At 38.1% G+C, this 13,384-nt stretch carries 10 protein-coding genes; 5 read left to right on the top strand and 5 right to left on the bottom strand.

The window, feature by feature from the left end:
* Positions 1 to 91 precede the first annotated feature (91 nt).
* A complete protein-coding gene (locus JET18_RS19550) occupies positions 92 to 1,138 on the top strand; it encodes a hypothetical protein (protein ID WP_202093966.1) in 1,047 nt (348 codons plus the stop codon).
* 779 nt (positions 1,139 to 1,917) lie between these two features.
* On the opposite strand, the gene JET18_RS19545 is transcribed toward JET18_RS19550, so the two are convergent.
* The 5 genes from JET18_RS19545 to JET18_RS19525 all read right to left on the bottom strand — a co-directional run bounded on the left by JET18_RS19545 (position 1,918) and on the right by JET18_RS19525 (position 9,552).
* Positions 1,918 to 3,396, bottom strand: a complete 1,479-nt coding sequence (locus tag JET18_RS19545) for a lipopolysaccharide biosynthesis protein (protein WP_202093964.1) — start codon at positions 3,394 to 3,396, stop codon at positions 1,918 to 1,920.
* Between the two features lie 8 nt (positions 3,397 to 3,404).
* The gene (locus JET18_RS19540) at positions 3,405 to 4,199 is read right to left on the bottom strand and encodes an FkbM family methyltransferase (protein ID WP_202093962.1); all 795 of its coding nucleotides are present in this window, start codon (positions 4,197 to 4,199) and stop codon (positions 3,405 to 3,407) included.
* 593 nt (positions 4,200 to 4,792) lie between these two features.
* Positions 4,793 to 5,620 (bottom strand): N-acetylmuramidase domain-containing protein, encoded by an 828-nt coding sequence (locus JET18_RS19535; RefSeq protein WP_202093960.1) that lies wholly within the window; start codon positions 5,618 to 5,620, stop codon positions 4,793 to 4,795.
* Positions 5,621 to 5,860: 240 nt separating this feature from the next.
* The gene (locus JET18_RS19530; RefSeq protein ID WP_202093958.1) at positions 5,861 to 7,765 is read right to left on the bottom strand and encodes a hypothetical protein; all 1,905 of its coding nucleotides are present in this window, start codon (positions 7,763 to 7,765) and stop codon (positions 5,861 to 5,863) included.
* A 185-nt stretch (positions 7,766 to 7,950) separates the two neighbouring features.
* Positions 7,951 to 9,552 carry a hypothetical protein gene (locus JET18_RS19525; RefSeq protein WP_202093956.1) on the bottom strand — a complete coding sequence of 534 codons (1,602 nt, stop codon included), beginning with the start codon at positions 9,550 to 9,552 and terminating at the stop codon, positions 7,951 to 7,953.
* Positions 9,553 to 9,942: 390 nt separating this feature from the next.
* On the opposite strand from JET18_RS19525, the gene JET18_RS19520 reads away from it, so the two are divergent.
* The 4 genes from JET18_RS19520 (at position 9,943) to JET18_RS19505 (ending at position 13,354) form a co-directional block, all read left to right on the top strand.
* Positions 9,943 to 10,791, top strand: coding sequence for an energy transducer TonB (locus JET18_RS19520; RefSeq protein WP_202093954.1), 849 nt, complete (start codon positions 9,943 to 9,945; stop codon positions 10,789 to 10,791).
* A gap of 162 nt (positions 10,792 to 10,953) precedes the next feature.
* Entirely contained in the window at positions 10,954 to 11,727 is a 774-nt protein-coding gene (locus JET18_RS19515) for a ParA family protein (RefSeq protein ID WP_202093952.1), read from the top strand.
* Positions 11,728 to 11,798: 71 nt separating this feature from the next.
* Positions 11,799 to 12,689, top strand: a complete 891-nt coding sequence (locus JET18_RS19510; protein WP_202093950.1) for a ParB/RepB/Spo0J family partition protein — start codon at positions 11,799 to 11,801, stop codon at positions 12,687 to 12,689.
* Positions 12,689 to 13,354 carry a DUF5683 domain-containing protein gene (locus JET18_RS19505; protein WP_202093941.1) on the top strand — a complete coding sequence of 222 codons (666 nt, stop codon included), beginning with the start codon at positions 12,689 to 12,691 and terminating at the stop codon, positions 13,352 to 13,354. Before JET18_RS19510 ends, JET18_RS19505 begins: the two co-directional genes overlap by 1 nt.
* The last annotated feature ends 30 nt before the right edge of the window (positions 13,355 to 13,384 follow it).

Raw genomic sequence — 13,384 nt, 5'->3', positions numbered from 1 at the left:
GCATTCAATCAGAGGTTTTACCTTTGCTAAACCCTAAACCCTAAACCCTAAACCCTAAACCCTAAACCCTAAACCCTAAACCCTAAACCTTTTGAAAAAAATCGCCTACATAGAAATCGATACCCACGCAGAGATTGCCCAGGCTTTCATGGATATTATGAGGGATTCTACGGAATTTAGTGTGGATTATTACTTTTCAAAAAAGATAGGAGATCTGGTAAAGGATAACGGGGAAATGGTGTTTCTGTCCGACAGTTCAATGATCATGGAACAGCTGAAGCTGAAAAAATACGATCTGATTATTATCGGGACTGTTCACCGTTATTTCAATACTTTTCATGCGTTGGTTCAAAAATACAATGCATCGGTCATTGTTCATAATATCAATTTTTCGGTGGCTTCAAAAGCAGCTCTGATGAAAAGTGTTTTCAAAGGGGATCTTATTTACAGATTAAAGCTTTGGTGGAAAGAAGGATTGTTTTATACTTCAAAAGCCTACAGAAACGCTAAAAATTTACTCGTTCTGGATGAAGAGCTTTCATCAAAGACGTATCAATTTCTTCCCTTATTTTACAGTGAAAATTTTGAAAAACCGGAGAATGATAACCTTACTGTTGTTATTCCCGGAGGAGTTTCTCAGAAAAGAAGGGATTACCATCATGTGTTTAAGACCATTCAGAATTTAAAAACTGAAGAGAAATGTGAATTCGTGTTTTTAGGAAAAGCTAAGGACGGCGAACTGAAGCAGCTGGAAAAACTGGCAAAAAATCTGCCTGATCATATTTCAATACAGTATTTTTCAGACCGTGTTTCTCATTCTGATTTCGAAAAAGGAATGCAGCGGGCAGATGTTTTATGGTGCCCGATTCAGCAGAAAACCGAATTTTTCAGCAGAGAGGAAATTTACGGACTTACGAAAATGACCGGAAACCTGGGAGACGCCATTAAGTTTGGTAAAACAGCTATTTTTCCAAAGGATTATCCTTCAAAGTTAGCGTTTATTGTTCCTGAAAAAGATAATATTTTGGAACAGTGTAAAGGGCTGAAAAATACTCATTTCGATTTCCAAAAGAATTACAACAAAGCATCTGTTCTGAAAAAACTGGAAGCTGTACTTACCAATTTAATTTCTGTTTAATTGACTCAATATATTTCTTGTTTGTAAACACAAACTCGCAAGGTCTTTTTGCTTTTTAAGACATAATAAAATCAAAGTTTTTTATACTGAAAATTTACGTAAACATCTGTAGAAATCAGCGCCATATGTGGTGAGAAAAACAACCACAAAAGGCACAAAAGTTTTTAACACTTAAGTTATTTTTAAGTTAAAGGCGATACGAAAGAGAAGTTCACATAAGCTAAAAAAAATCAAAGATTTTATACTAGGCAATACACCTAAACATCTGTGGAAATCAGCGTAATCTGCGGTGAAAAAACAACCACAAAAGGCACAAAAGTTTTTAACACTTAAGTTATTTTTAAGTTAAAGGCGATACGAAGAAGAAGTTCACATAAGCTAAAAAAAATCAAAGATTTTACACTAGGCAATATACCTAAATATCTGTGGAAATCAGCGCCATCTGTGGTGAGAAAAACAACCACAAAAGGCACAAAAGTTTTTAACACTTAAGTTATTTTTAAGTTAAAGGCGATACGAAGAAGAAGTTCACATAAACTTAAAAAAATCAAAGATTTTATACTAGGCAATATACCTAAACATCTGTGGAAATCAGCGCCATATGTGGTCAATAAAAAACTTTTTGAGATTGCTTCGTCGCTCTGCTCCTCGCAATGACAGGGTGAAATTTTATCGCAGATAAAATCATTGCGCCTTAAAGCATGTGAATTAGAAAAAAACTTGCGTCTTCGCGAGATTCCAACGATAAAAAATATTAACTTTTTTAACCTAAGCTCAGATTATTTAAATTTAAAGATACTTTTAATAAATCTTACATTCAGATAATCCTCGAGTGGAAATACTTTTGTGAAATAATTTCCGATGTAGATCAGAATCAGAACAACAGCAGGTTTATAGACCAGATTGATAAAATTATTGTTAAAATTCGGCAGTACAATAGCTACTGTGATCGCCAGAGTACAGATGATGGAAACGAAAATCATTTCTATCGTCAGCGGCGAAACTTTAAAGACAAAATAATTGAAAGCGATCTTGATAACATTATAAGTCGTCAGTGAAATAGCGGTAGATAAAGCAATTCCGATTAATTTCAGATCCGTATTTTTAATGAAATAATAATTCAGTCCGATCGTAAGACCAGCCAGAAGAAGCATGATCAGGATATTGAATCTGTAATATTTGGAAAGGGAAATGATATTTCCGTTGAATCCCGTTGCCAGATCGATTAACACAGCAGATCCCCAGATCCATACCACAGGTTCATATTCTCTCAGCATGGTTCCGTTTTTAGGCATAAATTCAGTCAGATAAGGAAATCCTACCATAATGCATGAAAACAAAACGGCACCTAAAAAATATAAAGATAAAGACGTTTTTTTGTGAAACCTGTCAAGTTCTTCCATATCGCCGTCTGCCAGTGTTTTGCTGATGATCGGAGCTGAAATATTGAACAGTCCAAGCTGTGGAACCGAGATTAATGAGATCAGGGCATACAGTACAGAATAAATTCCCACTTCCTCCATTCCCATAAATTCGCCGATCATAAAGCTGTTGATCGCTAAATAATTCCCGAAAGTCCCCAGAAATCCAAAAAAGCTGTAATTGAAAAACTCTTTCCAGAAACCATCTTTCTTAAAATAATCCGTATTAAAATCCAGCTGTATCCTTTCAAGTCTGTTCGTGTAGTAAATGTATCCGAAAAGCATTAAAGCGAAAATTCCGAAAAAGAAACCAAACGCTATTTCCTGGGAAAATAAAAAATAAGCAGAAAGACAAAACGCTCCCAGATTGGCTATTTTAGGGAAAAGATTGTCAAAAATATTGGAAACCACAATTCTCTTGTAGTTAGAGGTGTATTTGTTGAAAATAGCACAGAAGGAAAGCGTCAGAATCAATGGAAGGATCATTTCTTTAAGCTTCCATGCTTCTGTATATCTGAATTTTGGCCAAAAATAAGGGAGTATGAAAAATACACCCATGAAAATGATAAAATTAATAAAAATAGCAAGCAGCGACAGCGACAGCATATTCTGCTCCTTGCCGTCTTCTTTTACCCTGTGAAAAAATTTGACATTGGAATATGAGATTCCCAGAACAACAACAGGGACCAGCATTTCCGCAGTGGGAAGGATGTAGCGCAGCTTTCCGTAAAACTCAAAATTGTACGGGAAAATAAAAATCGCGGATATGGTACCCAGAAGAAAACCAATATAACCTATGATGGAATATTTGAAGCCCTGTCTCGCTACTACACTCATAATGTCTTTTATTGATTTTTTGGCGTGAAAATAATGTTGTTGATATAGCTGGTCTTATTTTTTTCGTCGTTAATGTTTTTTATTAAAATTTCCTCAGTCAGCAGTTCCAGCTCAAAACTGTTGCGGTTTAGGTATTTTGCTTCATATCCCCAGTTCTTAATTTCAGTAATGTCATTCCAGATAGGGGTTTTGTGGTGTCTTTGTTCCATTTCTACCATCAGCGTCGGGCGGAATCGTTTGATGATTTCTTCAGCGCCGTACAACGTTCTCATTTCATTTCCTTCTACATCTATTTTGATAAAATCCAGTCTGTCAAAATGTTCTATAGCAGCCCAGTCATCCAGCTTGATCACTTTTACCTTTTCAGTGTAGCTTTTCTCTTCGCCTTTTTCTTTGTACGACGTGTTTAAAGTTCCGCGGGAAGCAATCAGCTTACCATTAATGATGGGAACCTTGAATTCAGCCGTTGTATTTTCGTCAGAAAGCGCCAGGGGAAGTACTCTCATTCTTGGGAAAAGCCTTTTCAGACGGCGGTACAGTTTTTTGTTCGGTTCAAAACCATAAATGTGTTCATGGTTCAGCTTATTCTCCAACTGGTAGAGAAAAGTTCCTACATTGGCCCCGATGTCCAGTATTACAGCATTTTTCGGAAGATAATCTTTAATCCAGACCAGTTCCGGTTCTACATTCCGTGCCGAAAAATTATCTTTGGTAAGATGGATTAAATTCTTAAAATATCTTTTTTTGTAAAAGCTCGGACTTATATATTGTAGCTTTTCTGCAATTTTTTGGTATAAAGACATCCCTGGTTGTTTGACGAAAAGCAAAGATAAGCAAAAATGTTAAACTAATGTTAAAAAATAATAAATATAACCCATTGATTATCAATTTATAAATTTTAAGATCAGTTTTATATAAAAATGAATTTTAGCATATCCCGTTTTGCTGTAAAGACGATTAAAAGAAATATTTTAAATACAATCTAGCTCTATCAGCGGTAAATTATACTATCAAAAAATTTAATCTTTTCATAAAGAATAATATCCACAAACATCTGTGAAAATCTGCGTCATCTGTGGTGAAAAAAATTAACCACAAAAGCCACAAAAGTTTTAAATGTATTTTGAAGTTAAAAATTATACGAAAAAGAAGTGCACATAAGTTTTAAAAAAAATCAAAGATTTTTATAGTAAATAGTATCTATAAATTTGTGAAGATCCGTGCCATCTGTAGGAATAAAAAATCAAAAATGTTAATACATTTAATTTCAAAGATCTGCATAATCTGCTCAATCAACGGGAAACTAAAAAACAAAATTCCCACAGATCACCAAAATTCAAAAGCTATAACCTTCAAAATTCTTAGATCCGCAGGAACTTTAAAAAAAACTACTTAATTAGTTCTGAGAATATTTAGCATAAGCTTTCGCCAGCTTTTCATCGTACTTATTTTCCTTGTATCCTGCTCCATTATAAAGCCTGGCAAAACCTGCCCAGTTTTTATTTCTGAGATGGGGAAGACATCCGTTCTTCTCCAGAAATTTTCCAAATGCTTTCAAATGTTCACCCTCGTTCATCTCCATTTTTGAAACAAAATCATCCACACTCGGATAGCCTAAATTTTTGGCGTGATAACCCATAATCTGAAAACTTCCCCATGAAGCGGAAGATAGTGCCGCCTCTTTGAAACTGGGATCATGATTCAGGCCGATGGCTTCATTCAGCCGGTCGTATTCCTTAACTCCGCCCTGATAGAAAGCTCTTGTCCATTTCGGATAAAGAACATTCCGGCTATCTGTATTATAATATGAATTGGGATCAATTCCTCTTTTTTTGAGTTCGTTCCAGAAAACATGGCCTTCAAATAGGATTTTGGGTTTATTGTTGATTAAAAATCCCTTACCGCTGCTTTCAATTTCATTAACAGCTTTTACAGCAGCCAGTTCAAGATTGTATTCGTCTGCAAAACCGGCAAGGTCGCTTTCTTTAAGGAATTTGTCGGTTTGACTGACAGGTCTGGTGTCTTTTTCCAGAAGGACGGCCCAGGTTTTTACCCCGACAATTCCATCGACAACCAAAGCATTTTTCTGCTGAAAATCCTTTACGGCAGCATCCACTTCAAGACTGAATGAATCTGAGATCTTAATGCTGTATCCCAGCTGATAAAGAATCTCGCACAAAGTAAGCACTTCCGGTGCTTTTGTATAATATTTTAAAAGTTTCATGATGATGTTTTTTTTGTTAAATAGTTGTTACGAGTTACGAGTTACGTGTTTCGAGTTTTTTAAGTTTGTGTTTTTGAGTTGCTGGTTGCTGGTTATTGGTTGCTGGTTTTGAGATATTTGAGGAGTTCGGAAGTCGATTTAAAGTAAATTCCGTAACTCACCCCGAATTCTTAAAGCTAGACAATATAACCCGCAACCTCAGAACTCGCACCCCGAATCTTCGGAACTCGAAACCCGCATCTACCCAACCGGTATCCTCGGCATCCTCTCACAAATCATCCCGATCAGAAAATAGGATTTGAATTTCACTTCCTCTCTTTGAAGTTTATATTCAAGATTAAGCGGTAACGCGCTGTTTACACTGAAGTTTTGATTTAAAACAGCATAGTCGTCAATTCTCAGTTCAATTCCGTATTCTCCGGGAGGAATTAGCTGGCTGATGATTCCAGCTTCATTGCTCTCGATCTCAAAGATTCTGTTGTTATTGGTTCCTTTTATGGAGATTGCGCATTTGTAGATCGGCTCATTGTTGATCTTATCCAGAATATTGAACTGTACCATAGCGCCTAAAGGAGGCGGAGGTGGAACCGGAATAGGAATCGGCGTAGGCATTGGAGTCGGAATCGGTGTTGGGATCGGCCTCGGGATAGTCGGGAACTTGGGTCCCCAGGAACCCCACGGTCCTTTTATAGGGCTGGTAGGCTGAGGTGTGGGTTGTACCGGACTGGCTCCGTGAGGGACAGGATTAAGCGGTCTTAAATTTTTTATGTTGTTCAGGATATTTCCTGTGTTCATTTTTCCGGCAAAAGCTGTTGTGGCCTCTGTTTTCATCATTTCCACGGGTTCGGCATCCATTGTGGTTCTGGCTGACATGCTATTGACTACTGTCGCTTTTTGAGTTTCAGCGATCATCGTTTTTTTAGCTAAATAATTAAGCTGGTCAGATTTGATTGTTTTTACATTCGTTATCGCTTTCAGGAACTTCTGATTGTTATTTTTATTCACAAAAACCTGCTGTTTCATCACCATCGGCCCGAAATAAACCAGCTGTTCAGCATTGCTGACACTCGTGCTGATGATAGACGGATCCAGAATCACTTTCAGGTTTTTGATCAGGATCATGGTTTTTGGAAATGCGGGAAGCTTGAAATCATTCGAAATGGTCTGTCCGTCTGATATTTTTTTAGCCTCATTCCATTCAAAATGATTGGACAGCATAAAATTCTTATTGAACCAGTTTCTTTTTAAATGCACGAAAGAATATTCAACTTCCACAGCCTGGATCATACTTTCATCATAATCGATGGATAAAATTTCTGAAGGAAGATTTTCATTACTGTTCTTGGCCTCCGAATGCAGTCCTTCCAGTTCAGATTTTTCAATACGCATGCTGTTCCATCCGGATTCATTCTCCATAAAATCATACGGAATAAAATTGATGTCGTGAATAGAAGAATTGCTGATCACATCCGTTTTTTCCGCTGCCTCAAAACTATGTTTGGCATTCTGTGCCATCGCCAGATAGAGATCGGCATCAGAAGATTTATTGATTCTTGTCAGCTCTTTTTCAATGGTATCCTTGAATCCTTTTACTTTCCATTCAGAAAAGGCTAACTCTTTAAGATTATTAAGGCTCACAAGTCTGTCGTTCCAGTTGTTTTTTTCTTCATCAGTATCCAGGGCGTCAAATAATAACAAGTGATCGCTTATTTTATTGACCGTATCTTCAGATAATGTTCTGTATTTTTTATAAGCTTTAAATTCTTTGGTATCGCTGTTTTTAGCATCGAAAAGAACCGTGCTTTTGCTGTCAAGGACTTTGTCCAGGTTTTCTTCCAGATCCTTCAGGTTGTTTTTGTCCAGGATATCCCTGTAAATATCAAACAGGGAATTATTCGGGTTCAGGTCCCAGAAATTGGGTGAAATAGGAACCGAATTCAGTTCATAGGCCACATTCTGTTTTTTAATGATCGAAAGCGCTTTTTTCTGCTCATCATTCAGGAGGCTCTGAGGCTTCAGGAGTTCCAGTTCCTCATTATCATAGATGCGGAGTGAAGGGCAGATCATCGGCAGGTCGTTTTCCATCGAACTCTGAGACATATAAATGTTTTTCAGCTTCTGATAGACGGCTACAAAATATTTCATGGTTATGGTTTTTAGTTTTAGGTGAATAACCGGCAGAAAAAAACTTCCGCCGGTTATTCTATTGAGAAGGATATATTAGGTTTATAAGATGGGAAGAGGGAAGGAGGGAAGCTTGAAGTTAGTGTACTATATTGATTTTTTCGTCTCAATAACTTCCATCTTCCATCTTCAGACTCCCTTACTTCTTAAGACTTTCCGTCCGCCCATTTTTTAATTTCCGGGTTCGGGTTTGGAGATTTAGGAACAATATGACATTTGTACCCGATGATATAAATTCCTTTTGAGGTCAGTTTTTTACCTTCCCATTCATAGCTGGATCTTACATTCTGGTTGTCGTAGCTGTAATTTCCGCCGATCATGAAAGGTCCTATTCCCACGGCACCGCCTGCATTGATGGAGTTTTTCGCTTCAGTGTAGGCAGAGCTGGTATCCTTGAAATTCAAGGAAACATCTTTTGCAATGATGAGTTCTGTGATGATGGCCGGCATTAATCCTTTACCTTTACCATCACTGATCATGTCGCCGTTCAGGGTTTGTGGAGACTGCTCGTGAAGCTTCCAGTATTTGGATTCTATAAACTGCTGATTGAACCAGCCTCTTTCCACTCTTACCTTTCCGATTTTGAAAGAGATGTCCATGCTGGTGTAGTCAGATTTTATCTGTGTTTTTTCGTTTTTACCGCCAGCTTTTGCTCCGATGGAAAATAATCCCATGCTGAAACCTCCGGCTACTCCCCAGTTATGAATGGATTTGGAATAATCGTAATTTGATTTCCCCTGAGAAATTGAAATTTCAGGCCAGCCTTTGGATTCCCTCAAAGCATTGGCTGCTACCGGAATACACGGCGAATAATTGGTGTAATCTAAAATTCTTGTTCTCTGGCTATTTCTGAATTCAGCCTGAATTCTCTTCTTGATCACAAGCATATGCTTTTCTTCAATTTCGCTCAGATAATTCTGAATTCTTTCCACAGCTTCTTTATATCCTAGAGACTGCCATGCTTTTAAAGCAGCATCTTCACGCTTTTTCATGTTTTTCCCGTCGATAGACAGTTTAGCCATCGCATCTGTGTCTCCGTTGTCTGCGGCAGTTCTGATCTCGTTGTTGGCATCCACGATATCATAATACTTCATTTGGTACTCTACATATTTTGCGTAAGTAGGCGCTACAAAAGTATGAATCAGTTCAGGCTTGTTGAAATCATCTACCGGAGCGTTTTCATCAAAATCAGGATTCTTTACCTTTTTAATTTTGAATAATTTATCTCTCAGTGAATCCAGTTTTTTCTCCGTTTTCTTGTCGAAATCCGTATCTACTACTACAGACCACTGTAAAAGATCTTCGTAAACCTTTGAAACCCTTTTCTGTGAATCGTTCATAATGGTGATTGCTCTTCCTTTTCCATCCTCGGTAAGGGGTGGCAGCTGCGATGGGATAGCGTCAGCCATAGCGGCGAACTGCTCCATCTGAAGATACTTCTTGAATTTACTGTTGGACAAAGCCGTTTGATAAGCTTCCATATCTATTTTAGGATTTCCGTCTGCATCCAGAACAGGCTTTCCTGTCCCGTCAAGCATTGGTTTTGGTGAAGGAGCGTCTCCGAACAGTCCGTTCAGGGCATAATCGAAAGTGTCTTCAGAAAGTGTAATCCCTACCGGATCAAATGCGATGAAATCATCTGTTCCCAGGTGTTCAGGATTTCCTCCGTTGGTTACTGTGTCATAAACCTGCTTTAAAAGCATGCTCATTAATGAATTGGCTTTTGCGTCTTGAGTTAAAGTTGGCATGGTATATTAGTTTTTAAAAATTTCTTTGCTTACTCTTTTCGGTTTTCAGCATCCCCGATTTTTCTATGGTACAAATGTATTTTGGTTTCGCAATTAATTCATCAGTGTTTTTCCTGTTTTATGATGTGGTTTTCACTGTTTTTAATTTTATGGTACATATATTATAAATAAGAGGCGCTTTTTTGCGAAAAATTAAATGGATTGAACTTGTTTTTTGAAGATTTCGGAGCGATGAGAATGTTAAATTTTACATATTGTTATAAAATTTTTTAAAATACTGATGTTTTGACAAAATTTTGGCAGATGTTTTGATATCGAATCATTACTTATCGATAAGAACACTAAAAACTAATAATCACTTATTTTAACAGTTTAAATATTTTAATAGTGATGAAACACCTAAACCAAAACCAGGAATTTCGTTTCAACGAAGTTCTTTTCGAGCACCGGAACAAAGAATACGGCGCTTATGCATTAAGAAATGAATCTGATAGAATATTAACCAAAGCGCTTTTTGTGGGCGTAAGCTTACTGGCTGCTATTTCAATAACACCGTTTGTAATTTCAGCATTTCAGAGTGATGTGCGATCAGTAGGCAGGGATGGAGTAGAAATAGAATTAGTAGATCCGGTTGTTCCGCCTGATGTTCAGGTTAAACCGCCTGTACAGATTCAGAAGCCAGAAGTTCAGCCACAGAAAGTTAAAACTTATGATGCGAGTCTGGGAGAGCCAAAAGCCCATGTGACGAATGAAAAAGTGGTAGAAAAAATTGAAGGAGCCGTTGCAGGACCGCAAAATAATAAAGATGGAATCATTGCAACAACAAATTATCATCCAGTACCTCCTCAGGCAGGAACAGGACCGGCAGTGCCTTATATTCCACCGACTCCGCCTGCTCCAAAAGTGGATGACAATCATATTGCAGATAAAGGCGAGCTAAGTGCTGAAGCCGTATTCGCAGGAGGAATTGATTCATTCAGAAATAAAGTAATGAACAGTTTTGACGGTTCAGGCTTTGAATCCAGTGGAGATACAATGAGAACAATGATCACCTTTATTGTAGAAAAAGACGGAACAATTTCCGGAATTAAAGCCAACGGTAAGGATGTTGAATTTAATAATGAAGCCATCAGAACCATTAAAAATGTAAAAGGATTATGGAAACCTGCTAAAAATAAGCAAGGTGAAAACGTAAGAAGCTATTTCAAATTTCCGATTTCCATGAACTTTGAACAATAAGATAAAAAACAAATCCTGATAGTTATCCACAAAGAATTTTTTTTGTGGATAATTTTTTTAATTGTTAAGTGGCTTATTAACAATATTTTAACTCAATTTTGAATTTCGCCACTCACCGGGAGCAAAGAAAAAAGTGTATTTTTGAAACCTAAAGTTCTAATAATGGCAAAAATCATAGGTATCGCTAATCAAAAAGGAGGAGTTGGAAAAACAACAACAGCTGTAAATCTGGCGGCAGCATTAGGGGTATTGGAAAAGAAAATACTGATCATTGATGCAGATCCACAGGCGAATGCCACTTCAGGTCTTGGGGTGGAAGATGTTCAGTATTCCACATACAATCTTCTGGAGCACAGTGCAGAAACCAGAGCATGCATCAAAAGAACAGCAACTCCCAATCTGGATATCATCCCTTCACATATAGACCTTGTCGCAGCTGAAATTGAGCTTGTGGACAAAGAAAACCGTGAGTATATGCTGAAAAAAGCATTGGCGGAAGTGAGAGATGATTATGATTATATTATTATCGACTGCGCGCCGAGTTTAGGACTTATTACCGTGAATGCGCTTACCGCAGCAGATTCCGTGATTATCCCGATCCAGTGCGAATATTTTGCCCTGGAAGGATTAGGCAAGCTTTTAAATACCGTTAAGAATGTACAGAAGATCCACAACAAAGATCTTGGAATCGAAGGGCTGCTTCTTACGATGTATGACAGCAGATTAAGATTGTCAAACCAGGTAGTGGAAGAAGTAAATTCTCACTTTCCGGACATGGTTTTTGAAACCATCATCAGCAGAAACGTAAGATTGAGTGAAGCACCGAGTTTCGGGGAAAGTATCCTGAATTACGATGCAGAAAGCAAAGGAGCCATCCAGTACATTCAGCTGGCAGAAGAAGTTTTATTGAAGAACGAAAATTTAGTAAAAAATTAATTTAATAATAAATGGACCTTATAAGTGAATGAGCACCATCACTTATCAATCATCATTTATCAATTATATATATGAAGGACAAAAAAAGAGCTATGGGACGTGGTTTGGGCGCTATTTTAAGTGCTGAATCCAAAGCGAGTATCAACTCCGCTACCGATGAAGGAGCAGATAAGTTTGTAGGAAATATCGTAGAGGTTGCCCTTGAAGATATTTATCCGAATCCGACCCAGCCAAGGACTTATTTTGACGAAAAAGCATTAAACGAGCTTGCCCTGTCTATTAAAAACTTAGGAGTAATCCAACCGGTTACCTTAAGGAAAGACGGTGAGAAGTTTGAGATCATATCAGGGGAAAGACGTTACCGTGCCAGTAAAATTGCCGGTCTTCCGACGATTCCTGCCTATATCCGTTTAGTAAACGATCAGGAGCTGCTTGAAATGGCTCTTGTTGAAAATATTCAGAGAGAAGATCTTGATGCTATTGAGATTGCTTTGACGTATCAGAGACTTTTGGATGAGATCGGGCTTACCCAGGAAAACCTGAGCCAGAGAGTAGGGAAGGACAGAAGTACCATTACCAACTCGATCAGATTGCTAAGACTGAACCCGGATATCCAGAACGCCATCCGAAGCGGTGAGATTTCTGCGGGACACGGGAGAGCTATCATCAGTCTTGAAAGTGAAGAGCATCAGCAGATTTTATTTGATCTGATCATTAAAGAAAAACTTAATGTACGCCAGGCCGAACAGGCTGCCACTGCATTGAAGAATCCTAAATCATCGGCAGCGAAAAAAGTAAATGCTGAGCTTTCCAATAATTATAAAAGAGCCCAGAAAACGATCGCTGATATTTTAGACGTAAAAGTTGAGATCAAAACCTCCGGAAACGGTAAAAAAGGTAAAATAGTCCTGGACTTCAAAAATGAAGAAGAGCTGGAGTATATTTTATCCCATATTAAATAATGAAGAAAATATTTTTCACATTTTTTCTGTGCACTTTTGCTTTCATGTATTCGCAGGTAACCCCGGGCGACACGGTTCGTGTAGGGCCTCTTCCAAAGGACAGTACGGTAGCCATCGTGACCCAGCAGCCCGTAAAATCTGTAAAACCAGCGAAGACTGAAGCCAAGCTTATTGAAGATCTTGAAAACGCAAACGGGCCTACGAAAAAAACCATCAAGCTTAATCCGACAAGAGCAGGATTGTACTCTGCCGTATTTCCGGGTTTGGGACAGTATTACAATAAAAAGTATATTAAAATTCCTATTGTTTGGGGCGCTGTAGGGGCCGGAGTGGGTTATGCGATATGGAGCAACAACCAGTACAGAAAATACAGGGAATATTATATTGCCAAACTGAACGGAACACCCAATGAATTCGTAGATACCCATCCGTGGCTGGATAAAGTGGCTTTGGGTAATGCCCAGGACCGGTCAAAAAGACAGAGAGACTATGCAATAGCCATCACAGGCCTGATCTACATTCTGAATATTGTGGATGCCGTGGTTGATGCCCATCTGTATGAAAGCCGCCATGACCCGGATCTTACCTTCAATCCTACGGTAATCCAGGATCAGTACGGGTTTTCCACACCGAAAACAGGTTTAAGTTTAAGTTACAGATTTTAAAAACGAATTTTAAATAAAAGATCATCAGAA

The sequence above is a fragment of the Chryseobacterium endalhagicum genome (genome assembly GCF_016745235.1).
In the GTDB taxonomy this organism is placed as follows: domain Bacteria; phylum Bacteroidota; class Bacteroidia; order Flavobacteriales; family Weeksellaceae; genus Chryseobacterium; species Chryseobacterium endalhagicum.
Note: the sequence above shows the minus strand (reverse complement) of the source record. Positions and strands in the feature narration are given on the sequence as shown.